The 26,978-nt window shown below is 40.5% G+C and carries 17 protein-coding genes; 11 read left to right on the top strand and 6 right to left on the bottom strand.

Annotated elements, in window-relative coordinates:
- Positions 1 to 175: 175 nt before the first annotated feature.
- Complete coding sequence (rbr, locus tag ACYQ0C_RS21370) at positions 176 to 754, top strand: rubrerythrin (RefSeq protein WP_005844074.1); 579 nt, start codon at positions 176 to 178, stop codon at positions 752 to 754.
- A gap of 77 nt (positions 755 to 831) precedes the next feature.
- Here rbr and ACYQ0C_RS21365 read toward each other — a convergent pair whose 3' ends face one another.
- A complete protein-coding gene (locus ACYQ0C_RS21365) occupies positions 832 to 1,542 on the bottom strand; it encodes a LexA family transcriptional regulator (protein ID WP_016274852.1) in 711 nt (236 codons plus the stop codon).
- A 344-nt stretch (positions 1,543 to 1,886) separates the two neighbouring features.
- Here ACYQ0C_RS21365 and ACYQ0C_RS21360 point away from each other — a divergent pair, with 344 nt between their 5' ends.
- The 10 genes from ACYQ0C_RS21360 to ACYQ0C_RS21315 all read left to right on the top strand — a co-directional run bounded on the left by ACYQ0C_RS21360 (position 1,887) and on the right by ACYQ0C_RS21315 (position 14,443).
- The gene (locus ACYQ0C_RS21360) at positions 1,887 to 2,234 is read left to right on the top strand and encodes a hypothetical protein (RefSeq protein WP_016274851.1); all 348 of its coding nucleotides are present in this window, start codon (positions 1,887 to 1,889) and stop codon (positions 2,232 to 2,234) included.
- Positions 2,235 to 2,534: 300 nt separating this feature from the next.
- Complete coding sequence (locus ACYQ0C_RS21355; RefSeq protein WP_016274849.1) at positions 2,535 to 2,636, top strand: smalltalk protein; 102 nt, start codon at positions 2,535 to 2,537, stop codon at positions 2,634 to 2,636.
- Between the two features lie 108 nt (positions 2,637 to 2,744).
- Positions 2,745 to 8,741 carry an FG-GAP-like repeat-containing protein gene (locus ACYQ0C_RS21350; protein WP_016274848.1) on the top strand — a complete coding sequence of 1,999 codons (5,997 nt, stop codon included), beginning with the start codon at positions 2,745 to 2,747 and terminating at the stop codon, positions 8,739 to 8,741.
- Between the two features lie 196 nt (positions 8,742 to 8,937).
- A complete protein-coding gene (locus ACYQ0C_RS21345; protein WP_159106283.1) occupies positions 8,938 to 9,738 on the top strand; it encodes a WapI family immunity protein in 801 nt (266 codons plus the stop codon).
- A 70-nt stretch (positions 9,739 to 9,808) separates the two neighbouring features.
- Entirely contained in the window at positions 9,809 to 10,513 is a 705-nt protein-coding gene (locus tag ACYQ0C_RS21340; RefSeq protein WP_016274846.1) for a DUF4304 domain-containing protein, read from the top strand.
- A gap of 116 nt (positions 10,514 to 10,629) precedes the next feature.
- Positions 10,630 to 11,313: a hypothetical protein gene (locus ACYQ0C_RS21335; protein WP_128812103.1), complete on the top strand. Its 684-nt coding sequence runs from the start codon at positions 10,630 to 10,632 to the stop codon at positions 11,311 to 11,313.
- 163 nt (positions 11,314 to 11,476) lie between these two features.
- A complete protein-coding gene (locus ACYQ0C_RS21330; RefSeq protein ID WP_128812101.1) occupies positions 11,477 to 12,706 on the top strand; it encodes an RHS repeat-associated core domain-containing protein in 1,230 nt (409 codons plus the stop codon).
- A 15-nt stretch (positions 12,707 to 12,721) separates the two neighbouring features.
- Positions 12,722 to 13,117: a barstar family protein gene (locus tag ACYQ0C_RS21325; protein WP_016274843.1), complete on the top strand. Its 396-nt coding sequence runs from the start codon at positions 12,722 to 12,724 to the stop codon at positions 13,115 to 13,117.
- Between the two features lie 293 nt (positions 13,118 to 13,410).
- Positions 13,411 to 13,758 carry a hypothetical protein gene (locus ACYQ0C_RS21320; RefSeq protein WP_016274842.1) on the top strand — a complete coding sequence of 116 codons (348 nt, stop codon included), beginning with the start codon at positions 13,411 to 13,413 and terminating at the stop codon, positions 13,756 to 13,758.
- 4 nt (positions 13,759 to 13,762) lie between these two features.
- The gene (locus ACYQ0C_RS21315; RefSeq protein ID WP_016274841.1) at positions 13,763 to 14,443 is read left to right on the top strand and encodes a hypothetical protein; all 681 of its coding nucleotides are present in this window, start codon (positions 13,763 to 13,765) and stop codon (positions 14,441 to 14,443) included.
- Positions 14,444 to 14,893: 450 nt separating this feature from the next.
- Here the strand turns inward: ACYQ0C_RS21315 and ACYQ0C_RS21310 are convergent, their stop codons facing one another.
- The 5 genes from ACYQ0C_RS21310 to ACYQ0C_RS21290 form a co-directional block, all read right to left on the bottom strand.
- Complete coding sequence (locus ACYQ0C_RS21310; RefSeq protein ID WP_016274840.1) at positions 14,894 to 18,901, bottom strand: hybrid sensor histidine kinase/response regulator transcription factor; 4,008 nt, start codon at positions 18,899 to 18,901, stop codon at positions 14,894 to 14,896.
- Between the two features lie 185 nt (positions 18,902 to 19,086).
- Positions 19,087 to 20,454 (bottom strand): DUF6055 domain-containing protein, encoded by a 1,368-nt coding sequence (locus tag ACYQ0C_RS21305; protein WP_016274839.1) that lies wholly within the window; start codon positions 20,452 to 20,454, stop codon positions 19,087 to 19,089.
- Positions 20,454 to 21,683 carry a glycoside hydrolase family 27 protein gene (locus tag ACYQ0C_RS21300; protein WP_050582530.1) on the bottom strand — a complete coding sequence of 410 codons (1,230 nt, stop codon included), beginning with the start codon at positions 21,681 to 21,683 and terminating at the stop codon, positions 20,454 to 20,456. The genes ACYQ0C_RS21305 and ACYQ0C_RS21300 overlap by 1 nt, the downstream gene beginning before the upstream one ends.
- A 232-nt stretch (positions 21,684 to 21,915) precedes the next feature.
- On the bottom strand, positions 21,916 to 23,595 hold the full coding sequence (locus tag ACYQ0C_RS21295) for a RagB/SusD family nutrient uptake outer membrane protein (protein WP_016274837.1): 1,680 nt from the start codon (positions 23,593 to 23,595) through the stop codon (positions 21,916 to 21,918).
- Positions 23,596 to 23,616: 21 nt separating this feature from the next.
- Entirely contained in the window at positions 23,617 to 26,796 is a 3,180-nt protein-coding gene (locus ACYQ0C_RS21290) for a SusC/RagA family TonB-linked outer membrane protein (protein ID WP_135952585.1), read from the bottom strand.
- Positions 26,797 to 26,978: the final 182 nt, after the last annotated feature.

Below are 26,978 nucleotides of genomic sequence, written 5' to 3'. Positions count from 1 at the left end.
AAATGTGAATGTTGTTATGAACACAAATGTAGGTGTTCTTGTTTCTTTTATATAAAGAGAACGTTTAATTAAATATAAAAATATAATTGTAACGAATACAATTTTGAAATAAAATATATATCTTTGCATCATCAACAGATGATCAAAATAATACTAACTAATAAAACTAACAATTATGGCTAAGAGCGTAAAAGGTACACAGACAGAGAAAAATCTGCTGACTTCATTTGCAGGTGAATCACAGGCTAGAATGCGTTATACTTACTTTGCAAGTACAGCAAAGAAGGAAGGTTATGAACAAATAGCTGCTATTTTTACAGAAACAGCCGATCAGGAAAAGGAACATGCCAAACGTATGTTCAAATGGTTGGAAGGTGGTATGGTAGAAATTACTGCCAGCTATCCTGCCGGTATCATTGGCACCACTATGGAAAATCTGAAAGCTGCCGCTGCCGGTGAAAATGAAGAATGGACTACTGATTATCCTCATTTCGCCGATGTAGCCGATCAGGAAGGTTTCCCTGCTATCGCTACGATGTACCGCAGAATCGCTGAAGCTGAAAAAGGTCATGAAGAGAGATACTTGGCTTTATTGAAGAATGTGGAAGAAGGCACCGTATTCAAGAAAGCGGAAGAAACGGTATGGCAGTGCCGTAACTGCGGCTACATTTATGTAGGTACGGAAGCTCCCGAAGTATGTCCCGCATGTCTGCATCCGCAAGCTTATTTCGAGGTGAAGAAGAATAATTATTGATCGGAATAGAACTGTCCGTTCATTACGAATCCGGTTTCTCAGAAAAGGAGAAACCGGATTTTTTTATGCTTGTAGGGTCAGAGTATCATATTTTTTCTAACCGAGAATTTTACGATTGCCATTGCCTGGATATTGGTGACAGGCAAGTCCATCGGTTCGTGATGCGGATTATAGCTTACCAGTTTGATAAAACCGGGCTTTTCCGATTTATTGATGTATTTCACTGCCAGATAGTCGTCTCCGTCTATATGGAATGAAACCAGGTACATCTCACCATAGATAAGATAGTCCATGCTGCTGATTTCCTTGAACCCGATGATATCTCCCGATTTCAGGATAGGATACATACTGTCACCACTGACATATACGGCGCCGTCACATCTGGGAATACTGGGGATGATGATCTTTCCCACTATATATTGTTGTTTGTTGGTGAGCAATGTCTTTAAATTAGCTGCCGCCGCTATATCATAGAGGTCCACACTGCGGTCGTCAGTTGCTTCTACTGTTTTAGAATTGTGAAGAATTTCCACTTCTCCTTTTACAGGGTCGTTCTCACAGTATTTTTCGTGGCGCATCGGAGTTCCTTTTCCCGTTAACAACCAGTTGTAGTCCACCTCTTTTAATTTTTCCAACAATAGCGGGAAGTCAATGCTGTTACGTACACTCCAATTACAAAGTGTAGAGCGTGATATGCCTAGAAATGCGGCCAGTTCCGTATCTGTCTTGAATCCCATCGCTATTTTGGCACGTTTCACTATGTCAGATACATTCAGTAGCTTATCCATATTTTAATTGGGGATTTTATGATCATTATGTTTCCTCTATAAAAACAAACTTGTATTTCCGTAGCAAATATAGAAGATAAGTTTTAGATTTCAAAACAATAGAGCAATAATTTTCTTTTTAAATGAAATGAATAAGGAATGATTAGTTAATTTTATAGATAAAATAGGTGGAAATAGATCTTTAGACTGAAAATTGATTTTCGTTAATAAAACAATCTGTCTAAAAATTAACGCAATGTTTGATAAATATGTATTCAATATGAAAAATACTTGTACCTTTGCATTGTGGTTAAGATAAAGAAAAGAATCACTCAAATAACAGATAACTAATAATTCAAACGGTCATGAATACACACACTCAAACAACCATGAAACAAGCTTCAGTAGGCTCTAATCATATTTGTAGCCATTGTAAACGGGAACTTCCGGTGTCGGATTTTTATTTCAATAGTAAAAAACAGTGTTATGACAATTATTGCAAGGAATGCCGTAAACTGAGCAGCCGTAAGCAGCGTGAAAACAAGTTGTGTTTACCTATTGTGAACTATACGTGTCATTATCCTGTCATTACTCGGACAGATGACGGGCAGTTACGTATGCTGCTTATCCTTCAAGCTTTGCAAAAAGTACGTGAAAGTATGGCGCGTAAATTGAAAAAACAGCATGAAAGGGAATTTAAGGAGTTTGAATAAAGGCAATTCAGACTATTTGATACAATGATTATACAAATCTAAAACAAGGACTTACTAAACTATCTATTTTTATGCAAACTACTGATTGGTTCGTGGCGGATGGTTTCGCTGCGGAGGGAGGATTGTACGTTCACTTCCGGAATATTGGAACGTATTTGTTGCCGCTTACTATATTGTATAGTAGAGTGCTGTCCTTACATTTTATGAATGGGGATTCTCGCGGTCCTCCGTTTCTCATAACTTGATTATCAATTATTTATAAACTATTTATTTCTAACTAAACTAGAGGAGGATAAAACTATGACAACTAAAAAAACTACTTGGGACATTATTTTGAAAGTGATCATTGCAGTTGCTTCGGCCATTGCGGGGGCGCTGGGGGCGAATGCTATGAATTTGTAGAAGATTGAATTTAATCTTCCTTTCGGCAGATTCATTAAAATGATTATGGATCTGCCGGATAATATTATTCTTATATGATTTAACGACTAATTATTAAAAAAGAAATTTATGAAAAGAGCTTTATTGTTTCTTATAACATTTCTGTATATAATATTCATATATGGACAGAATGTTCCTTATACCCATGATTCGGCTGGAAACCGTATTAAAAGAGGAGGAGCGTTGACTTTTGATTGGAGCAGAGCTGACATCAGTCCTTTAGTTTCAAGAAGTGTTTTACCCATTACTTACCAATCTGACGCTCCTGATCCTTACCGTTCATTAAATACCACTTTACAGGTAGGTAGAACAGAGGGAAATGCTAGTGTTTCAGATTTAGGAGCTGCTATTTATCAGATTCCGATTAAAGTTGTGGATGGTACTAACGGGATGCAGCCACAATTATCAGTCGGTTATAATAGCCAGTCCGGTAATGGTATTATGGGATATGGATGGGGGTTGTCCGCTTCCTCATATATAATGCGTGTAGGCAAGAATTATTATTATGACGGAGCAGCTGACGAGATAAAACTGACTACCGCTGATAATTTGATGCTTGATGGACAGCGGTTGATACGCACTTCCGGCACCAATATGGTTGTAGGCTCTGTTTATGCTTGTGAAAAAGAGGATTATAGTATCGTTGAGTATGTTACGATCAATTCCAAAGATGCTTTTCGAGTACGTACAAAAGATGGAATGGTTTATGAGTATGGGATAAATACGGATTCCAATATACGCGCCCAAAATGCTTCCTGTGCTTTGTATTGGCTTTTGTCAAAGGTAACAGATCGATATGGTAATTATATGTTGTATCATTATAATGTAAATGCTACAACAGGAGAGTTTTATCTTTCCAGCATAGAATATACAGGCAACACCAATGAAAATGTATCCCCATATAATAAGGTAGAGTTTTCTTATGATGATCGTAATGATACCATGGAATCTTATGTTGCTGGGAATGTTATTACTCAGAAGAAATTACTTGTTTCTATTAAATGTCTGTCTGATGGGGTAGTGATCAAGGAGTATAAGTTTAAATACCTGTTTGATCAATATTACTCTAAATTAAGTGAGGTTGAAGAGTATGGGCGAAATGGGGCTAGATATAATTCAACTATTGTTGACTGGGGTGATTATGATGGAAATAATTCCAAGTATGCCCAAGAATACTTTTCCGGTGTAGATGTGTCACGTGAAGGAATTTATCCAGATTTTCTTGATTTTGACGGAGATGGCAAAGCGGATATGATGACTTATCCGACGAAAAGTTCCTATTCCTCATCCGACAATGCTGTATTATATCAGGCCTATTCACCGTATGGAGATGTTTCTTTCTCTAAAAAGTGCACTTTACCCTTATGTAGCGATTTTCAAGCTTTACGTTATGCTGATTTGAACGGTGACGGTAAGATGGATGTCATACGTATTCAGAAGGTTGGTAAAAATAATTATCGTTTTGATTTTTATTTATTCAATGGGTCTTCTTTTGTTGAATCAGGCGGTTTTAATAATAGTGATTCACGTATATTGACAGGTGATTTTAACGCTGATGGAAAGACGGAAGTGCTGACTAGGAACGCTAAAGTTTATAACCAAAGTGCAACGGAGATTGCATCCGGAGGAATTGATAATTGGGGGACAGACTATGTTTCTAGTTATCCGAATAATAATTATCTGGTAGACTTTAATGGTGACGGAAAGACAGATGTCTTGACAATGAGTGGTAGTGCCTGCTGGGTTTATACTTTGAATGGAGGAACATTTACCAAACTTACTTCATTCAGCAATTCAGAACTTCGTAATTGGAATTTCAATTATTTCGGTGATTTTAACGGTGACGGAAAGACTGATGTGTTATGCCAAAGTTCTAGTAATTTTTCCACTGTTACTTTGTTTCTTTCTACGGGCAAAACATTTATAAAAAAGCAGATAGTAAACCATGACATCAAAGCAAAAGTGCTTGTAGGTGATTTTAATCGGGATGGCAGGCATGATATTCTTCATCTAGAGCCAATTACCGGCAATAAGCTTAAAATAAAGATTGGCACTTTTAATGGAACTAATTTTGATAATGAATATTATACTACGTCTTTGATGACAAATGGATTGATCAATGACGATACTCAGACTGGACAGTCAAATCTAGCGGTAGCCGATTTTGATGGTGACGGTCGTTCGGAATTCATTATGGGCGCATACGCAGATATGAATCTGTTGTATCAGTTCAATGACAAGATGAATCTGCATGTCAAGTCGATAGTGGATGGCTATAATAGCCGCGTTTCTTTTGACTATATGCCGATAACGCAAGGAGCTTATACGGAAACGGCAGATGCTGTCACTTTCCCGGTAGTAAAGATGAAAGCTCCACTGTATGTGGTCTATTCCCAAAACTTGAATGCTGATGGATATTATCAGAATTTTTCATATAAGTATAAAGACTTATGTGTGCATAGACAAGGTAAGGGTATTTTATGTTTTAAGAATATAAGTGTAACCAATAATTCAAGAAATATTGAAGTTATAAGTGATTATAACATAGACGAAGACTATTATTTTTCGTATATGTATCAACAAATTAAACAGAAAACAGATAGAACTGAAGTTTCGCTTATGTTTTTTGCAAATAAAATTCTGCCAGGTACTGGGAAACGTTATGAACTACAACCATTTGTGAAGATAGAGCAAGATCATCTTAAAAATACATTTATAAATACTGTTTATAAGGATTATGAATATGGTTCTCCCAAATTTATTGGTATAATGTGGGGAAATGATATCATAGAAGAAAAAACGATTGAATATAAAAATGTATTTGGTAATCAACGTATGTTAGGACTCCCGTTGAATGTTACGATTAAGAAGCAAAGAACAGGTGAATCTGATTGGATAGAAAAGGTTGTCAATACATACGATAATAATAACCGTTTGACAAATAAGGTATCATATACCAAAGACGGTATGAAGAAAGTTTCTGAGGAAATTTATGGTTATGATAGTTTTGGGCACATGGTAAGTAAGTCTGTTAAATCTTACAGTTCATCAGACGCTGTTACTACAACTTATAATTATTCATCCAATGGTCAGCATTTGGTAGAAGAAATTTCTCCATTCGGTCTTAAGTCAGGATTTTCATATACTCGTGGCTTATTGACTTCATCAACAGATATCAGAAATAACAACACAACTTATGAGTATGATGATATGGGGAATCTAGTTAAAGTGATTTATCCGGATAATATTGTTAGAAACATTACTTTGGGCTGGAATCAGTCTGTTCCTCAATCACTGTATTATGTGCAGGTCACGCAAACGAATGCTCCGACTGTAGTATCCTATTATAATGCTTTTGGTGAGGTGGTTAGAAAAGGAGAAACACAATTTAACGGGACAATGATTTATGAAGATCATGTTTATGACTCAAAAGATATGTTGCAAAAGAAATCTATGCCATTTACAGGCAGTTCGGCTTCTTTGTGGAATACATATTCTTATGATTCCTTCGACAGACCCACACAAATAATGTTTGCTTCAGGAAACCAACAGACCTATTCATATTCCGGAACTTCAGTAACGGAGACCAAAGATGGAATATCAACAACTCGTGACTATGATCCGCAAGGTAATCTTTTGACTGTTACAGACTCTAACGGTACAATTACTTATTCATATTTGGCAAATGGCAATGTCGAGTCTGTTAAAGTTTCCAATGATATATCTACATCTTTTACGTATGATGATTGGGGACGTAAAACTTCTATAAATGATCCGGCAGCTGGTATTAAGACATTCGGTTATGATCAATATGGAAATGTGAATAGAATGACGGATGCAAATAATAAAACGGTGAGCTATGTTTATGACAAATATGGTAAATTGTTGTCAGAAACAACACCGGAGTTTAGCGTTACCTATAGCTATGATCCACATTATCCAGTTATTACTGCTGTTTCTAATACGAATGGAACTTCTGCTACCTATACCTACGATAAATATGGCAATGTATTGACTGATAAACAAGTAGGAATGGATGGTAAATGGTTGCAGAAGACTTACTCTTATGTTAACGGAATCTTGACAGCGACCGGTTATCAATCGCAGGCCGAAGTAATAGGAACTGAGAATTATACTTATGCTAATGGGCATCTGAAAACGATAAAACTGGGTACTAATACTATTTGGGATTTGCAATCTGCTGATAATTTCGGGAATCCGACCAAAATTGTTACAGGAACTGTTACCCGGAATTATACCTATAATCAATATGGCGTGCCTACAGGGCGAAGTTCGCTTTCTTCTTCCGGAGGAACGATTCAAAACAGCACTTATGCTTTTGATTTGGGCAAAGGCAACTTGAGTTCTCGTAAGGACAATACACGTAATCTGACAGAAAATTTTACGTATGATGCAGTGAATCGGTTGACGGGCTATAAAGGCGCTACGGTCAGTTATGATGCTATCAGTAATATAACTAATAAGACTGATGCAGGGATCATGCAATATGATAAATATCGCATAAGTAACATCGCTCCTGTCTCTTCGGTTTCAACGGCACAGGCGAAACCACAGAGTGTGACTTACACTTCATTCATGCGTCCCGGTACAATTTCAGAAAATGGTTATCAGGCTACATTCTCGTATAATGCAGATTATGACCGTGTAAAAATGCAGATTACTAAAAATGGTAGTAATTATTTGACGCGTCATTATTTGGGCAATGTGTATGAAATAGACGAAAAAGTTGGTTCTTCAAAAGAAAAGCTTTATCTTGGCGGCGGTTATTACCATTCTCCCGCGGTATATGTGAAGGAGAACGGGGTTTGGCGGTTGAATTATATCTGTCGCGACTATCTCGGTAATATTACGCATATAACTGATAATTCCGGTAAGCTGCTTGCCGAATATAGTTATGATGCATGGGGGCGGATGCGTAACCCGGTCAATCAGAATGTTTACCTTCCGGGCAGCGAGCCTGACCTTTTGTTGGGCCGTGGCTATACAGGACATGAACATTTGTCGGTCTTTGGTTTGATTAACATGAATGCGCGGCTGTATGATCCGGTGCTTGGTCGTTTTCTTTCTCCTGATCCTTTTGTGCAGTTGCCTGACAACTTACGTTCGTTGAACCGTTACGGTTATGGCATGTGTAATCCGCTTTGCTATGTGGATGAGAATGGTGAGTTCTGGTGGATAGTTGCCGCTGCCGTAATTGGTGGTGCTGTGAATGTTGCAATCCATTCCGATCAGATAAACAGCGTTGGTGCTTTCTTCGGTTATTTCGGCGTAGGTGCTGCTGCCGGTGCTTTGGGAGCAGTAACCGGTGGCGCGATAGCCGGTGCTGTCGGTGGACTTTCCGGAGTGGCTGGCGGTGCTATCATCGGAGCGGGTAGTGGTGCTGTCAGTGGTGCTGTGTTTGGTGCAGGCAATGCTGCCATGGCTGGAGGAAACTTTGGTGATATAATGAGTGGCGGCTTGTCCGGTGCAGCTTCCGGCGCTCTTTCGGGTGCTGTTACGGGTGGTGCTTTCGGTGGTGCTGTTTCTTACTTCAAAGGTCAGAATGTTTGGACCGGTGCGGATGTTGCGGCAGGCAGAAGCCAGTTTTCTTTCAAGAATACGCCGGTGGCAGGTGGAGTGAAAGCTCCTAAGGTGGCGGTAGAACCGGATGTGATGCCGAAAGCTACGGAACCGTCTAAACCTGTTGGAAATGCAACAAATGAATACTCTATAACTACTAATGATAAAATTTCGACTCCTGTGATGGAGGGTGAAAAAAGTTTATCTCTTAGACCGTTGAAAATAGAGGGATATAATTCTAGACTTGATTTGCAAGGTGATCTTTATCATACCTATCCACGTTCTTTTGATAAACAGATTTTAGAACATGGTGACATTTTTGGTATTAGAGGAAATAGTCAAATGATGGTTGCTCCAGGTACTATTAATGGGGTTGAAGGAGTTTATACATTAGGAATAAATTCGAATACGGGAATTGTATATCATAGGGCATTTTATGATTGGGATTCTTTTATGAAAACCTTTAAATTTCCCTTTATACCTTAAATAAATTTTAGTCATGAGAGTATGTCAAAACTAAAATAAGTTATTATTTTGCCTTTCTGAACATTTGTGTAGAATCTGAATATAACTTCATGTTTTAATCTTCTTGAGGCAAACTATATGATAATGCTATTGAACTTTTGACATAATCTCATGTCGGAATCTTAAAACGAATTGGTTATATTATTAAGATTAAAAAATGATGGAACAAATTGTATTTTATAATTCAGAACGGGAATCAATAGTACAATGTTATAATTTCCGTTGTGAAAGACGTATGGAAGATAATATCTTGCAATTTGATTTGCAGGCGCAAACCTCGATATTTAATGTGTCAGGACCTTATAAAGCAAGTATTGTTGAGTTACAGAAGTTTAAAGAGCAACTAGATTCTTTATATGTTGGGCATCTTCAAAAAGTGGCATTCATTTCGATGGATAAACTTCTGCATATAGAATTAGAATTGGAAAGAACAGGACGTATTAAACAGCATTTTTCTATCTGGAAAGATCAAACGATGCATAATGGCTTAACTTTGGAAACTCATTTTGATCAAACCTTTTTGCCGGAGCTGTCCGATAGTATAGGAAAAACAGTGGACTCTGTTCAGCTTACCAGTGAAATTATTATGAATAACCACAATCAGTTTTGTTCAATCTGTTTATTTAATTTTGAAGTTATAGAATATTCAGAATATATTCGCTTTAAGGTAGAACTGAAAGATTCATTCTTTCATCTATTGACAGACTGCGAAATGGATATGAGTGAGTTGCTTTGTTTTAAGGAAGAACTCACTTTGATAATTAAAGGTAAAACAAAGGAAATTAGTTTATCTCCCTTAGGTGAGTTTTGGTCTATAAGGTTTATTAGGTTGAGAGATAAAATAATAGTGAAAGGTGATGTTTATGACAAGCAATTTCCTCAAAATAATCTAATCTTTCGTTGGATTGTGAATCAGGATTGGTTATCAGAGTTACAAAAGCAGATTGGGAAGGCTTGAAGTTTTCGGTAAACCCTGTACAGGCCCATATATAGTAGTCTATAAACATTATTTTTAACAAATCTATAAGATGAAAAATTTGAGACGAGAAATAAAGAACTGTTTGGCAAAACGGCTTTTGCCTTTTGGATTTGTTCCGAAAGGAAAGTATGCTCGATTTGTACGTACCAAAGCCAATACAGTGCAAATTATAGGATTAGGATTTTCAAATGGAAGTAGAAATGTTACGGCAGATATGAATGTCTTATATCCAAATATAAATGAGATAATGGTTAAACTGGGAGAATACGACCTGATGAAAGCATATCAGGGTATGGTTACCGGAACTATGGGAATGCTTATGCCTGAAACTGAAGTGCCAAGAGGTTATAAGGAATGGCATTTTAGAAAAGAAGATATGCCGGATTCATTGGATGCTACTATAGATGAAATGATATCCGATATCGTTCAATATGGATTTCCTTATTTCGATGAGTTGTTAGATGGAGAGGTACTGCTGGATAAACTACTGTCGGATCCGAGTCAAAATAGATATCTTTGTTTTGGAGTGGACAAACTTATTCCTGTACTTTATCATCTGCGCGGAGAAGATGCTTTAGCAATGGATTACATAAAAAAAACTATTCAGAAGGAGGGTGAATGGCCTTCGAAGGAGGAGATGGAGAAATTGCTGTCCATGGGTGATATTGTAATCATCGGTAATCAATCGGTCAGTATGAATGACTATCTCGCCTTTGCCAGAAACTTTAAGAAGTTTATAGAAGCAGGTCATTAACCTACTGAACTCTCTAATTGTGAAAAGACGGCAGACGTATTAAAACATACCTGCCGTCTTTTGCATCAGTAGGGTCTCGGCTATATACTCATTATTTTTTAATTAGATGAATGACAATGAAAGAATTGAAAAGAAAAATTAGGGATCTTCTAAGTGAGAAGTTATCTAAATACGGATTTCGGCGTAAAAAAGATTGGGATATAATTCGAATTATAGACAATAATATTGTCCAAATTATAGCTCCTAGCCTTTCTTCCCATAATGAGAAACATACAATCTATATTGGAATAATAGTGGGTGTCATTTACAAAAATATAGATGAAATAGCTGTAAAACTTGGTGAACAGAGTCGTTTGAAATATTATTCTCCCATGGTTGCTACACCTATAGGTAACCTCTTCCTTGAAATAGAGTATATGGAATGGCGTTTTACTCTAAACGACAGTGATGAACAGATTGAGAGAAATATTGAAGAAATGGTTGATATTATTGTACAATATGGTCTCCCTTATCTTCAAAAGATTTCCGAAATAGATTTTTTTATTGAGAATATGTTCAAAGTAAATCGTCGGTTTTATTTGCCTATCCTTTATTATTTATATGGCAGAAAGGAACAGGCCCTTGAATATATAGACAATGTGATAAAAGAACTTTCTTCGCGCCCTGCTATGGATGAAGATTATAGAGCAATCATGGAACTGCACGGCATAGAGCCGGAAGTGACTGTTGACAATCGGGAATTGGAAGCTTACATGCCTTTTGTCGAAAGATTCCGTAAGTTGGTAAATGAAAAGGGTTAACCCCCAATCAGGTATAGTGTTATAAGGTGGTAGTTGTTATAAAAGACGGCTACCACCTTTTATTTATATTGAAGGAGTTGGTTCTTCAAAAGAAAAGCTTTATCTTGGCGGCGGTTATTACCATTCTCCTGCGGTATATGTGAAGGAGAACGGGGTTTGGCGGTTGAATTATATCTGTCGCGACTATCTTGGCAACATTACGCATATAACTGATAATTCCGGTAAGTTGCTTGCCGAATATAGTTATGATGCATGGGGGCGGATACGTAATCCGGTCAATCAGAATGTTTACCTTCCCGGCAGCGAGCCTGATCTTTTGTTGGGCCGTGGCTATACAGGACATGAACATTTGTCGGTCTTTGGTTTGATTAACATGAATGCGCGGCTGTACGATCCGGTGCTTGGTCGTTTTCTTTCTCCTGATCCTTTTGTGCAGTTGCCTGACAACTTACGTTCGTTGAACCGTTACGGTTATGGCATGTGCAATCCGCTTTGCTATGTGGATGAGAATGGTGAGTTTTGGTGGATTGTTGCGGCTGCCGTAATTGGTGGAGTTGTGAATGCTGCAATTCATTCCGACCAGATAAACAGTGTGGGTTCTTTCTTCGGTTATTTCGGCGTAGGTGCTGCTGCCGGCGCTTTGGGAGCAGTAACCGGTGGCGCGATAGCCGGTGCTGTTGGTGGACTTTCCGGAGTGACTGGCGGTGCTATCATCGGAGCGGGTAGTGGGGCTGCTAGTGGCGCTGTGTTTGGTGCAGGCAATGCTGCCATGGCTGGAGGAAACTTTGGTGATATATTGAGTGGCGGCCTGTCCGGTGCAGCTTCCGGCGCTCTTTCCGGTGCTGTTACGGGTGGTGCTTTCGGTGGTGCTGTCTCTTATTTCAAAGGTCAGAATGTTTGGACCGGTGCGGATATTGCAGCAGGCAGGAGTCAGTTTTCTTTCAAGAATACGCCGGTGGCAGGTGGAGTGAAAGCTCCTAAGGTGGCGGTAGAGCCGGATGTGATGCCGAAAGCTAGCCAGCCTTCCAAGCCGATGGCATCGGTAGAACAGGCTTCCGAGATGAGCATGAGCTTAAAAACGGTAACAGAACAAACAGGGTCTAACTATACGCGCTTTATTGTAGAGCCTAACGGGGTTATACATGACATGAAACCAACAATAGATAGAATCAATACTGGGGAATTATATAGTTTTAGAAATGATGGTGCTGTTTATTATAATAAAGACGCTTCTTTGCCATCTTTATCAGGTGATAATGTATATAAAGAATATGTGCATCTTATTAATCCACAGTCGGCAACTAGGCCGGGACCCATGAGGGTCATTGTGGGGAATGATGGCAAATGGTTTACCCCTGACCATTATTTGACAATTATAAGGATCGAATTTTAAATAAATAGAAAAAAAATGAAGGGAATATTTTTTGTAGAAAATAGTAATGAATATAGAGCACCAGACACATATCTAGCCTATGTTTCTCCTGTTGATGATGTTCAGGATTTATATGTGAAACTTGCTGAAACTTTAGACTTTCCCAATTACTTTGGGGAAAACTGGGATGCATTAATAGATTTTTATCGAGATTTTACTTGGATAGAACAAAAAGCTATTGTTATTTTCCATGAAAATTTATCTGGATTATCGGATTTAGAACTGGAGAAATATTTGGGATGTGTTTTGATTTGTCTTGATACATGGAGTGATGGCTTGGAACATTGTATTTCATTCGTCTTTTCCCATCAAGATGAAAGGAGAATTTTCCATATTCTATCAGATAAAATGAATGAGATGAGGAATGTATGATGTTTAGTGACGAAAACCGGTCTCATTTTTTATAGATAAACAAATTATTTACTGCTCTAGCATGGATACTTTCATGTTAGAGCAGTTCCTTGTTTCAAGGAGTAGAATATTTGGATTGTAGCGGATGTTGTTGTAGGCAGAAGTCCGTTTTCTTTCAAGAATACGCCGGTGGAAGGTGGAGTGAAAGCTCCTAAGGTGGCGGCAGAGCCGGATGTGATGCCGAATGCCAGCCAGCCTTCCAAGCAGATGGCATCTGCAACCCCTAGTGCTCCATAGCTACACCCGGTAATGCTATGGCTCCTTATGCAAAAGGGCAAGTCGGTGTTAAACAAGCTATGGATGATTTTGTAAAGGAAGGAGGTACTGTTCTGCATGAAGAAGTTACAATTGAATTAAATGGAGTGCGCAACAGATTTGATTTTGTTGGAGTTAAGAATGATATTCCATATCTATTTGAGATAAAAAACGGACCTAATGTTGGGCTGACTCCTAATCAAAAAATCAATTTGCCTCAATTGATGCAGAATAAACCAGCGTTTATTCCAGTAGGTAAAAATGCGATGAAGATAAAACTTCCAAACTTTACAGTAGGTCAACCATATTCAGAGCCATATATAGTTGTTTTTAAACATTATTTTTAATTTAATGATGAAAGAGTTTAAGAAGAAAATTAAAGGTCTGCTAAACGACAGACTGTCCGAGTACGGATTTCAACCGAAACAAGATTGGTTCAATACCCGATTAGTTGATGACAATGTGTTTCAAATTATCGACTATGGTACTGCTTCTCGGGGAGAGAAACATGTTATTTATATAAGTATGTCGGTTGGTGTGACATATAAAAATGTAAATAAGTATACAATAATATGCAATGATTATGATTATGTGAAACTTCATGCTGCTATGGTAGGTAAGACTTTGGGAGAACTATTGCCTCAAAAGGAATATAAGTCTTGGCGGTTTGCTTTGGGTGATAACGATGACGTGATTCAACAGAATGTTGACGAAATGGTGAATTTAGTAGTGCAATACGGGTTTCCTTATCTTCAGAAACTTTTGGATGTTGATTTCTTAATTGAAAAAATGTACAAATACAGAACTCTAATTCCTATTTTTTATTATTTATATGGCAGGAAGGAACAGGCCCTTGAATATATAGACAATGTGATAAAAGAACTTTCTTCGCGCCCTGCTATGGATGAAGATTATAGAGCAATCATGGAACTGTACGGCATAGAGCCGGAAGTGACTGTTGATAGCCGGGAGTTGGAAGCTTACATGCCTTTTGTCGAGAGATTCCGTAAGCTGGTAAATGAAAAGGATTAACCTCTAATCAGGTATAGTGTTATAAGGTGGTAGTTGTTATAAAAGGCGGCTACCACCTTTTATTTATAATGAAGGAGTTGGTTCTTCAAAAGAAAAGCTTTATCTGATTGATTGGAATAGAACTGCCCGTTCATAACGAGAGGATTTAGGATTCACCCTCTTCTTTATACTTTCCGGATAAGAGCATTATGGAATTGTTTAGCGATGCCACATAGCCGGCGGCAGGAGGTAGAAACTTGTCTGAATCATCCTTGCCGGAATCATCTGCCGTTTGAATAGTCTGAACATAGTATACTTATCGGTGATATGACTTGAAAAGATACCTCACAAAGCCTTTTCCTTCCAACGTCCAGCACCTGTTGGACGCATATTCAACAAGCACCGGACGTATATCCGACAAGTGGCGGACACATATCCGGCACTCGTTGGAAATAACTTTTTATACCGGCTTTAATTCATTTCCGCCACAGGCGGACTGTTCCTTTTCCCGTTAACGAACTCTCCCGGTTTCATGCCGAACTGCTTCTGGAAGCATTTGGAGAAATAAGAAGGGTTATTGAATCCTACCATATAGCAGATTTCATTGATGCGGTATTTGTTTTCCGCCAGCAGGGCCGCCGCTTTTTTCAAGCGTACCACCTGAATCAGTTCGTTTGGGGTGATATTGGCCAATGTCTTTATCTTGCCAAACAGGCCCGAACGGCTGATGCACAACTGTTCGGCCAGGAAATCTACGGATAATTCCGGATTGGAGAAATTCTCTTCTATGATTTCATTCATGCGGGTAAGGAACTTGTCGTCCATCGAATTGTTGGCAATGCTGTTCAGCGGAACCAGCGGCATCTTCGAGAATTTCTGACGCAGCAGATTACGCAAGTCCACCAGATTCTTGATACATGCTTCCAGGTATTGCATGGAGAAAGGTTTCTCTATGTAGGCGTCCGCACCACAATCCATACCTTCTATCTTGGAGTTGGTATCTGTCTTGGCCGTCAGCAGAATGAAAGGTATGTGGCTGGTAGTCTGGCTGGCCCTTACCGCTTTGCAGAATTCCACTCCATCCATGCGTGGCATCATCCAGTCGCTTACGATGAGTGTCACTTCGTTTTCTTTGAGCTTTTCCAATGCTTCCACACCGTCTTCTGCGGTGAGGATGCTGTATCTATCGGCCAGACTGCCCGAAAGGAAATTCAGCATTTCCTCATTATCATCCACTATCAGCATGGCCGGCTTATGCTTGACAGGAGAACCGGGAAGGCTTTCCTGCAAGATGTCTTCGGGAATGGCAGGGTTGTCCAACAGGGACGTGCCTGTATCCTGTGGCAGGACTTGTGCTTGTTCTACAGGCAGCGTTACGATAAAAGATGACCCTTTGTTCACTTCGGATTCCACTTCAATGCAGCCGTTGTGTGATTCTACAATGCTTTTGACAATGCTGAGGCCGATACCTGTTCCCGGCTTGTTGTCCATGGCCTGATAGAACGGATGGAATATCTTCTTTTGTTCTTCCTTGCTGATTCCTATGCCGTTGTCGGTCACCCGGATTGTGAAGGTATGCTGTTCCGGCTGAGTGATGCAGGCGAGGATAACCTCATCTTTGGTGTATTTGCTGGCATTGGTCAACAGGTTGCTGACTAGTTTGGTCACCGCCTCACTGTCTACTATAGCCGTGAAGCCGGCATCAGGATATTCCACAGTAAGCCGCGCTCCGTGTTGGGCGATGAAAGGTTCGAAACGTTCACAAACCGCTTTGAGCAGTTGGTGGATATTTTGGGAAGCGAACTTCATTTTCATTTCTTCCTGCTCCACCTTCCGGAAATCCAGCAATTGGTTTACCAGGAACAGCAGGCGCTGGCTGTTACGGTCGATAATGTTCAGATCGTCGCGTACCGTAGCCGGCAGGGGCAGGGGTGATTTCATTATTTTCTCCAGCGGGCCTATGATGAGGGATACCGGTGTGCGTATTTCATGGGCTATCATGGTGAAGAACTTGATTTTGGCTTCGTGCACCTCTTTTTCCTTGTTGGCGTTCAGTTTGTTTATTTCAGCCGTATGTTTCTTCTCCGTCCGTTTGATGATGAAGCGGATGACGAAACCGAAGGCTATGCAAACCAATACAAAATAGAGCAGTTTGGAAGCGGTGCACCAATAGAAGGGAGGGTGGATGGTGATTTTCAGACTGGTTCCTTTCTCATTCCATATTCCGTCATTATTGGTCGCCTTTACTTTGAAAAGATAGGTACCTGCGGGCAGATTGGTGTAAGTGGCCTTGTTTTGGGAGCCTACATAGTTCCAGTCTTTGTCAAATCCTTCCAGTTTATAGGCGTATTTGTTTTTATTGGGGGTGCAATAGCTTAATGAGGCATAAAGCAGGCTGAATGCATTTTCTTTATAGGACAGTTCCAGTTCCTTCAACTGGTTGAGAGATTTCGGAAGCAGTTTGTCTCCTACCGGAATTTGTTTATTGCCTATTTCCAATTCCGTAATTACTACCGGAGGAAGCACTACGTTTGTCTTGATCTGATAGGGGTAGAAAGCATTGAATCCGTTTACCGAGCCGATATAAATTTTTCCATCCGATGCTTTGAAGGCTGCATTGGGCAGGAATTGTTCACTTTGCAGTCCGTCGCTTTTCGTAAATACTCGGCAACCTTCTCCAGGGGAGTAGCGCACTAGTCCTTTGGTGGTGGTGAGCCACAATATGCGTTGATCTTCGATGATGCTGCATATATTGTGACTGGGGATTTCAAGCGTTAAAGTTTCGAATGCGTCTTCTTCCGCATTGTATTTGCAGAGACCGTTCATGGTTCCCACCCACATCTCTCCGTTCGTATCAATCAGTACGCAGTTCACCTGGTTGTTTGCCAGTGAGTTCGGATTTTTATGGTCATGTATATAGTTCTTCCATATCTGTTTTTCGGGATGGTATTTAAATAGTCCCTTGCCTTGGGTGGAGAACCAGAGATTTCCTTTGGTATCCTGATCTATGTCTATGGTAAGCGCATCCAGGTTTTTGATGCGGATAAAATTATCTTCTTCCCGGTTATACAGATTGATGCCATTCATGGAGGCTACCCATATTCTATCCGATCTGTCTTTAAAGATAGCATAGGAACTGGTTCCGTCAAGAGAGGTCGGGACATCTGTATAAGAATGATAGACTTTAAAGATCCCTGTTTGTAGGTTCAGTACATTCACTCCGCCGGTATAAGTTCCAATCCATAGGTTGTCTTCATCCATACATAATGCATGGACATTATGATAGGAAAGGCTGTTTTTATTATCAGCCGGTAGATAATGGACAAATTTCCGGTCTTCAGGCGAGTAGCGGTTCAGCCCGCCGTCGTCCGAAGCTATCCATATTTGTCCATGAGCATCTTCACAGAATCGTCCGATGACATTTCCATTTACAGAATTGTGAAGCCGTGAGTGAGAAAAGCTTTCAAACTGTTCGGCATTAGGCGATATGTAGTTGATTCCTCCATAATAGGTTCCAATCCAGATGCCTCCTTCACGATCTTTTATGATAGGATATACAAAGCGGTTTGATAAAGAGTTGGGAGTTGTTTCATTTTCAGTAAACAGTTTATATTCTTCTGTAAGGGTATTGAATAATAATAATCCGTCATCTGACCCTATTAATAGTTGGTGAGGAGCATATTCCATTAACGAATGAATGTGTGTTACGCCTTTTCTGTCCGTAGGATGTAAATAGGTAGTGGTCTTGCGCGTATATTTATCTATTTTTTGTAATCCGCACTCCCATGTTCCCAGCCAGAGGGTCTGTTCTGAATCTTCCAGCATGGCCAGTGCTTGTGAGCGGTGTTCTCCGGTATTGTAAAGAAGTTCAAAAGGTTCGAATTTATTTTCTGCTTTGTTCAATTTGTAAACTCCTGATTCTCCTTGATTTGTGAGAGCCCATATTTGGTTGTCACTGTCTATCATTGTGCTTGCTATTATTTCGGATGCACTTTTAAATTCGTATTGTTCCAGATAGTTTTTCGGGGGATTATATCGGAACAAACCTTGTCCATTGGTTGAGAACCATAAATTTCCGTCTTTATCTTCCAGGATATGGTTGACTGTATTGGTTATGCGAATATTATTGGGAGTTGTAAGATTGAAATGGACAAAAGTTTCCGTTGCATAAGAATATATATAGATTCCCTCGTCTGTACCTATCCATATATTGTTTTTCGTCTCATAGAGAGATGATATATATTTGCCGGCTGTTTTAGGACAAATTGGATATGATTTGATCATGGTTCCGTCATATCGGTTCAGACCTTCTTCTGTTCCTATCCATAGAAAACCATATTTGTCTTGCATGATGGCACGTACAGAGTTGGATGACAATCCGTCTTCTACGGAGAAATGCCGGAAACGGAAATCATTCGGCACAGCAAGTAGTATTACTGATATGAGTAGAAAGAGTATTGAAAGGATGGGTTTTCTCATAGTTACTATTTTCATCTTTATGCAAAGATAACAAGGTTTGAAATAATAGCCTTATAAAATGAAATATATTTATTGAGGTAGAGATGGGAATATGAAGGTGTGGAAACATTTTCTTTAAAAGGGTGCCAATAGTCTGATGGCACTATTGTTTTGTTACACCCTTTTAGCGAAAATGCGGTATGGTCTTATTGAATAATGGGATGGCTTCCGGTTATTCTTATCCGGTAGGGCCATTGTGCATCCTTTTCTTCCGGATTCGGATTTATCCAATGTTCGGCCGGTGCTCCCATAACGATGAACCAGAGACGTTCCGGAGATGAATTCTCTGGCACAGCATAACTGATTTTTCCTGCAGGGTCTGCTTTCATTTCTCCATAGACAGCTTTGCCTTCTTTGGTGATGGTTACTATTCCATAGCGCCATCCGGCTTTGTCTGCATTGATGGTATGGAATCCATTTTTACCGGCTTCTCCACAAAATTCTATCGTTACAGTTTGTCCGATTGGGGGGATTGAGAGAGGAACGGCGTTAAAGCCGTAGTTTTCCGGACAATTTTCGGGTGTGATCTGATACCAGTTGTCATCCGTGCTGTTCAGTTTGCAGGTATATTGATTGGCATAAGGGCGTGTCTCTTTCCATACTCGTGGGAAATCCCAATTGATGAAATGACGGCAGGCGTCGAATATTTCATCACAGAATTGTTCCTGAGTCAGTCCGGTCATGCGTTTATAAGTCATTACAGGGTCTTCCCCTCTCTTTCCCTGACGATAAAGTTCGGCGATGAACGGCAGTCCCCGTTTCATGCTCCAATATTCTATGACGTATGGTGAATGATAAATGTTTTCCAAATGCAGATAAGCCTTGTGGGTAAGGGTCTTGAATGCATCCCAATGATATTTTTCATCGGTCATCCAGTCTGGATTCACTTGCCAGAGCATCCATTGTGAGGTCATTTCGAAGAAGCCGCAACCACCCCAGGCTTCTCCTTGGCCGTCACAGGTGATTTGTGACTGGAAACTATGTCCCAGTTCATGCGCTATACAATTCAGCTTTTCGTCCTGTACCCGGTTGGGGGCAATCCAGAGGGCGCCGATTTCACCGTCATAGTCTCCACCATAAGCGGTTCCTTCCAGTGAATAATTGATCATAACCATCATGCGGTATTTGTCGCATTTTGATCCGGTTTTGGCGAATTGTAATGTGTGATAGAAATAATGGTAAAAATGCTCTAGTTTTTCTTCCAGATTTTTCAGGTTTACTTTCATGGAATGTCCTTCCAGCTGAGGAGGGTCCGACAGGTTGTCACCAAATCCTTTTTCCCAAAAGATGACGAAGTTTTCGGTACATGCCATGCGGTGGTAGCTCCATTTGCTTTCGGGGTCTTGCAAGTCCATGCTTCGCAGGTCTTTGGGGATATAGATTTCTTTGCCTTCGGGCAGAGATACAGTTGTGCTTTCATTGTCCTGTGTTTTGGAGTTGGAATAAGAGATGAGCATCATCATGAGCAGGGGTAGGATATATGTTTTCATATTATTATAAATGAGTTGTTTCATTATTTAATGGGTGTCAGTCTGACCATCAATACTCCATGTGCGGGAATTTCGTGCCGGGTATTTCTTTCTGTGGTTCCTATGTCTTTGTGCTGCCATAGGTCTCTTATTTTATATTCCTTCCGATGTATGTTCACTTCATCGGCAAAATAGATGGTTTGTTTTTTCCAGTCATAATCCAGTTTCCAGCTGTTTTCCGTACGGTTCATGAAACATACAGCCAGTTCACCATCATCCAGCGGCTTTGCCCATATTTCTTTTTCGCCCATATCCATAAACCGGCGGGCTTGTTCTCCTTTTTTATCTTGGTTGATGGCTATTACCTCTTTATTGGTTAATATTTCTATGGTTTCTTTATCCATGTTGCGCAGGTCGTTGCCGCTCATGAGTGGTGCTGCTAACATGCACCACATGGAGAAATGGGTGATATATTCGTCGCGTGTCATTCCACCATTACCTACTTCCAACATCTCGGCATCGTTCCAATGTCCCGGTCCGGCATAAGGATAGAGATCGGCCATCTTGTCTATAATGTCGAGTACTCCCACACCTCCCCAGTCGAATACACACTGGTAGCAATCGCGTATGTCGGGGGTGATGCGCCATAAATGTCCGATACCTTTTCCCCATTTCCATGGTTCATTCTCCCCCCATTCGCAAATGCTGAATACAATAGGACGTCCGCATGCTTTCAGCGCGTCGCTCATGGTACGGTAAGCAGCTTCCGCCTTTTGCCCTTCATTGGAGCACCAGTCGTATTTCAGGTAATCGATCCCCCATGTGGCGTATGTACGTGCATCTTGAAACTGATATCCGCGGCTTCCGGGTCTTCCCTGGCATGTTTCGGAGCCTGCACACGAGTATATTCCCATTTTCAGTCCTTTGGCATGCACATAGTCTGCCAGTGCTTTCATTCCATTGGGAAAACGTTTGGGATCGATCTGTATATTTCCTTCTTCGTCTCGTCCTACCTGCCAGCAGTCGTCGATGACCAGGTATTCATAGCCTGCATCCTTCATGCCGGTGGCAATCATGGCGTCCGCCATTTCTTTGATGAGCTGTTCGCTCACATTGCATCCGAATTTGTTCCAGCTGTTCCATCCCATAGGTGGAGTTTGTGCCAATGCGTTAAATACAGAGTCGGGTACTTCTTTTTTAGTGCCGAAATACATTTGTGCTCCGGCTGTAAGTGTGCTTGTCAGCAGCAGCAGGATTATGAGTTTTGTTTTCATGGTACACAAGGTTCTTTTCATATAGTTTTCATATTTTGTGGGGGTAAAAGTAGTTTTTAGGAAGGTATTGATATGATACAATCATGCAAAAATATAGCAAAATAGTCTGGATAGTGAGCTATATAGGAAAATTTTACTTGAAACTCCTTGATGCATGAAGGTGATTAAAAAAGGAGTATCTTTGTTGGACACTCCTTTTTTAATATGAATAATCTGTTGCTTCCCAATAGTATTATTCGTAAGGAGCGGCATCAATCAGTTTGGACTTATTCAGCTCCCAACGTGGAACAGGCACCCAATACAGTTTGTCATTATTGAATACACGTGTGGAAACAATGTTATCTGTCCAGTATTCTTTGCGGTAGGTGCCGTCTTCATTTTTAAATTTGCCGATAGTTACGCCATAAATGGGCTTGCTGTATTCTTCATACATTTTTTTCCAACGGCGTAGATCAAACCAACGTTGTCCTTCAAATACCAGCTCTATTTGTCTTTCATATTCATATTCGGCTCTGATATCTTCTCCTGTAGCGGGTGGTAAAAGCGCGCGGGTACGTACTTTATTGATATACTCCAAAGCTTCTGAGTTGTTGCCTAGCTCAATCTGGCATTCGGCATAGTTGAGATAAATTTCTGAAAGACGGATGAAGAACCAAGGGGTAGTGTGCATGGTTGTTCCTGTAGCATCATAAGACGGGTCGAGAAACTTCCGCATGGAGTATCCCGTATTGCTGGCATTCCACCAATATTCACCCCAACTGCTGTCTTTTCCGGCAGGAATCGTTTCGTCTCCTCCATAATATACTTCTACTTCGCGTTTGTCTTTTCCATATCCCCATTCGTCCCCATCTAATAAGAAAGCGGCATAAAAACGAATTTCACGCCCGTTCCAGGGATAATAGTCATAGTGTGTTTTCTTTTCAGAAGCGGTACCGTCTGCCATTTGGAACTTATCTACTAGATTTTGTGTCGGATTGAAATTCCCCCATCCTTGGAAGCCGTTACCAATGCCGCATGGAGCCTGATATAAAAATGAGTTATTATCACCTGATCCGTATTTAGGGTCAAATAATTTTTCGAAGATAACTTCTGGATTTTTCACATCATAAAACAATGCTCCATATTCTTCACTGTTATTTACCGTTTTTAAATAGTATTTGTTTAAGTCGAATACTGCTTTTGCAGCATTTGCCGCCGCTTGCCACTTTTCAGTGCTGGGTGTTCCGAATAATGGACTTGCCTTATATAACAATACTCTGGATTTCAGAGCTAGAGCGGCTCCTTTGGTAACTCGTCCGAAATCATTGGGATCACTATACTCTATAGGGAGCAATGCAGCGGCTTCATCTAAATCCTTTAGAATGAAATCGGCTACTTTATCCATATCCTCCCGTTGCAGTTCGAATGAAGAATCCAGGTCAAAAGTATGATCTACGATAGGCACACGTCCGAATAAGCTGTATAGCATGTGATAATTCCATGCACGTAGAAACAGGGCTTGCCCTTTTTGTTCGTTTCTAGAAGTCTCATCTCCGGGTACATTATCTATCTTTTCCAAAAAAAGATTCAACTTGCTTATATATTGATAATAACTATACCAGGGATCCCACATCGTATCATCCCAACCGATTCCGGCATTATCACAGCTTAATAATCCTTGGGTCACATTTTCTGAACCATAAGTATGTTTTTGAAAAACTTCGTCTGTATAGTGTGCAAAGCGTGTGCCCTTCATGTTTTCGGCCATCAGATTCATATATTGCGCATTCAGATAAGTTTCGGAAAGGGCAAGATCATTCCATACTGCTTCATCTGTGAAAGAGTCCAGCGGGTCTTGATCAAGTATATCTGTACAAGAAATCATGCCTATGCTAGCCAATGCAAAGGCTACATATAAATATATCTTTTTCATTGTTTGTCGTTTTTGGGTTTCTTAAAATGTAATATTGGCACCGAAAGTAATCGTTCGCTGCAACGGATAGCTTAGCACACCGTTAGAGTTGATCACTTCGTTGTTTTCATTACGTGTCACGCCTGCTTCCGGATCAGCAATCTTATAGTTGTCAATCGTAAATAAGTTTGCTCCGTTGACATAAATTCGTGCTTTTTGTATTCCTACTTTAGCTGTTAGATCCTTAGGCAATGTATAACCTAATTCTACTGATTTTAAACGTAAGAAGGATGCACTACGTAACCACCATGTCGAAGCTTGCCCATTCCAGGTATCACCATAAGTTTGTTTTATGAAGGCTTTAGGCCAACGTGCGTTGGCATTTTCTTCCGAGGTGTTTCCTTCTTTCCAGCGTCCTTCATAAAAATCTGTCGCCATGTTCATGGTTGGCTGGACTAATTGGCTGGCTTTGGCCTGCCCTTGGAAAAACATATTTAAATCGATACCTTTCCAGCCCCCATTTAATGTAAATCCGTAAATGATTTTTGGAGTAGCTGTTTCATCAATACGGATTGCATCATCCCATGTTATGTTACCGTCGCCATTCGTATCTTGATAAATCAAGTCTCCTGGTTTGGCTCCGTCAATATGTGGCGTATTATCTACCTGCTCTTGAGTTTGATAGATGCCTAATGCTTTATAGAGTACTTGTCCGTCAATGGGATGGCCTTCTGTCTTTTGCCATGCAGGAGTGCTGGCTGCCTCATCCATATAGTTCACCTTATTTTTTGCGTAAGTTAAGTTACCTGTGATTCCCCATTCAAAATCACCTGCACGATCTCGATACGTAGCTATGATTTCTATACCGGAGTTAGTAACCTCACCTATGTTCTCTTGTGGCAGAGTCATTCCGGCGTAATAAGGAATGGATGCGTTACGGTAACAAAGAATATCATTACGGTTGGAATGGAACCAATCAAAATCCAGACCAAATTTTCCGTTTAAGAATTGTGTGGATAAACCTAAGTTTAAAGTCTTTGCTTTTTCCCAAGTTACTACTGGATTGGCTACTCGTGCTTGGTAAAAGCCTTGGTTGATGTGTCCGTCCTCTCCTGCTCCAAAGTACGGCCCTTTATTATCTGCTAAGAATTTGTATTGGGACATGAACTGATAGGCGGCGATATTGTCATTACCCATCATGCCCCAGGAACCTTTCAGTTTGAAGAAGCTGACCACATCCTTTATCGGTTCGAAGAATTTTTCCTCACTCATCACCCAACCCAGTGAGAAAGCCGGGAACAATCCCCAGCGATGACCGGGAGCAAAATTCATGGAGCCATCGTAGCGCAATGTTACCTCTGCTAAATATTTGTCTTTATATCCATAGTTGATACGTCCGAAGAAATTGCAACGTGCTGTAGCGTCCGAATAACCTCCATTGTCCTTGTCTTCGGGTACACTGCTGCCTGCAAATATTTCAGGAATGGCTGTAGACAAATAGTTGGTACGATAGGCGGAAAGAGTGTTATAATCATATTTGCTTTGTTCGTAAGCCACGAATGCATCTACTTTGTGAGCTTCGGCAAATGTATGGCTATAACCGATACGGGCATTCAGGGTGATTGTTTTGTAGTTGCTAGACCAGGAGTTTACACTGATTTTACCGGTATCTGCTCTTTTGTTCTGGTATTCATTGGTGGCTTTGTCATAATAATATAAGTCGTACGGCTGATTTAATGATTTGCCGTTATCAAAATGGAAATCCAGTGCGGCATACCCTTCCACGTACAAACCTTTGGTAATCATATCCAGGTCAATATGCAGCAAGGGCTTCAGGTTTAATATATTATAGGTGTATTTATTGTATCCGGGCTGGTCTGTCACCATAATGGCGGCATTGCGGGTGATACCATCGTAACCTACTCGTGGGAGTCCGTTCGGGAAATAGGGAGCGCTGCCGGGAAAAGTGGTCAGGAAATAAGTAAACAGGTAGGGAGTCGAATAAATTCCACGGTTGCGTTGTTCTTGACGTCCCAGGATATCAAAACTAAAACGTACGGATTTGTTGATTTTGGCATCAATGTTGGTGATGAATTGATATTGCTTGTAGTCCTGTGTGCTCTGTTTGTAAATGGCATCCTGCCACATATATTGAGCGGAAGAGTAGAAGGATAATTTATCATTGCCACCACTTACGGACAAGCTATGCTGGGTTTTTCCTGCCCAATCTTTGGCTACTGCATCCCACCAGTCTGTGTCGGGATAATTTAGATCATCATCATGATTTATGTAATGTTGCAGCACTTCATCGGAATAAGTGATACCGCCCTGATCGTGGCGTGGGTCGGCGTCATATTCATTTACATAAGTCGCATACTGGTAGGAGTTCAGCATTTTGGGGATACGTGTCGGTTGAGAAAGTGTGTAGCTGCCGTTGTAGTTTACTTGCATTTTACCTTCCTTACCGCGTTTGGTGGTTACCAGGATAACACCATTTGCAGCGCGTGCACCATATATGGCGGCAGAAGCGTCCTTCAGTACAGAAATAGATTCGATGTCCTCAGGGTTGAGGCGGCTGAATGAACGGTCGGCTATACCATCCACTACGATCAGTGGAGAAGTATTTCCTAAAGTCCCTTTTCCGCGGATAAGAATGTCGGCGCCATCCTCGCCGGGTTCACCTGAACGGGTATTGGCTATGATACCGGCTGTCTTACCGGCTAAGGTATTACTTAAATTGGCTGCTGAGACTTTTTTAATATCTTCACCGCTTACAGATGATACTGAGCCTGTCAGGGTTGCTTTTTTTTGTGTGCCATAACCTACCACCACCACTTCATCCAGTATCTCCGTATCTTCTTTTAGCGTAACATTTACGGTTCGTTGCCCGTTGATGGATATTTCCATTGTTTTATATCCTATATAGGATATTGTCAATGTGCCTTGGGTCGGTGCATTGAGGCTGAACTTACCGTCAAAGTCGGTAATGGTTCCGTTGGTCGTTCCTTTTATCACAACGCTGGCTCCAATGACAGGTTCCCCGCTGGTATCGGTAATCCGACCGCTGATGGTTTGATTTTGTTGAACTGTTTCCATGACTGATGTGCTGGCTTCCGGAAGTGCAAATACAGGGGTTATCCCAACACCCGCAGTAAGGAAAAGACAGGTTGCGGCCTTTAGCAATGATTTGCTGAACAAGGCCCGGTTCTCATGTGTTTTCATATACTTTCTTATTTATAAGGTTTATATGTTCTTTCAGTTTACTTTCCATTCAATCACCCCTCCGGAGACTCCTTTCTGCAATTGTGCTGCAATTTTAAGCCCCTTTGTTTTGACAGGGTGGAAGAAGAAAGTAATTATACACATATATTACTGCATGTTTTATTTTAAGCTTGGCATGTGAA

Source organism: Phocaeicola sartorii JCM 17136 = DSM 21941, from assembly GCF_054653615.1.
This window is presented reverse-complemented; position numbering and strand designations above follow the sequence as displayed.

Excerpts from the sequence above, each read along its gene's own strand:
- rbr (WP_005844074.1), top strand. The coding sequence starts at position 176 with ATGGCTAAGAGCGTAAAAGGTACACAGACAGAGAAAAATCTGCTGACT.
- ACYQ0C_RS21300 (WP_050582530.1), bottom strand. The coding sequence starts at position 21,683 with ATGAAAACAAAACTCATAATCCTGCTGCTGCTGACAAGCACACTTACA.
- ACYQ0C_RS21355 (WP_016274849.1), top strand. The coding sequence starts at position 2,535 with ATGACAACTAAAAAAACTACTTGGGACATTATTTTGAAAGTGATCATT.
- ACYQ0C_RS21335 (WP_128812103.1), top strand. The coding sequence starts at position 10,630 with ATGAAAGAATTGAAAAGAAAAATTAGGGATCTTCTAAGTGAGAAGTTA.
- ACYQ0C_RS21290 (WP_135952585.1), bottom strand. The coding sequence starts at position 26,796 with ATGAAAACACATGAGAACCGGGCCTTGTTCAGCAAATCATTGCTAAAG.
- ACYQ0C_RS21325 (WP_016274843.1), top strand. The coding sequence starts at position 12,722 with ATGAAGGGAATATTTTTTGTAGAAAATAGTAATGAATATAGAGCACCA.
- ACYQ0C_RS21340 (WP_016274846.1), top strand. The coding sequence starts at position 9,809 with ATGAAAAATTTGAGACGAGAAATAAAGAACTGTTTGGCAAAACGGCTT.
- ACYQ0C_RS21295 (WP_016274837.1), bottom strand. The coding sequence starts at position 23,595 with ATGAAAAAGATATATTTATATGTAGCCTTTGCATTGGCTAGCATAGGC.
- ACYQ0C_RS21345 (WP_159106283.1), top strand. The coding sequence starts at position 8,938 with ATGATGGAACAAATTGTATTTTATAATTCAGAACGGGAATCAATAGTA.
- ACYQ0C_RS21305 (WP_016274839.1), bottom strand. The coding sequence starts at position 20,454 with ATGAAACAACTCATTTATAATAATATGAAAACATATATCCTACCCCTG.
- ACYQ0C_RS21360 (WP_016274851.1), top strand. The coding sequence starts at position 1,887 with ATGAATACACACACTCAAACAACCATGAAACAAGCTTCAGTAGGCTCT.
- ACYQ0C_RS21350 (WP_016274848.1), top strand. The coding sequence starts at position 2,745 with ATGAAAAGAGCTTTATTGTTTCTTATAACATTTCTGTATATAATATTC.
- ACYQ0C_RS21310 (WP_016274840.1), bottom strand. The coding sequence starts at position 18,901 with ATGAGAAAACCCATCCTTTCAATACTCTTTCTACTCATATCAGTAATA.
- ACYQ0C_RS21365 (WP_016274852.1), bottom strand. The coding sequence starts at position 1,542 with ATGGATAAGCTACTGAATGTATCTGACATAGTGAAACGTGCCAAAATA.
- ACYQ0C_RS21315 (WP_016274841.1), top strand. The coding sequence starts at position 13,763 with ATGATGAAAGAGTTTAAGAAGAAAATTAAAGGTCTGCTAAACGACAGA.
- ACYQ0C_RS21320 (WP_016274842.1), top strand. The coding sequence starts at position 13,411 with ATGGCTCCTTATGCAAAAGGGCAAGTCGGTGTTAAACAAGCTATGGAT.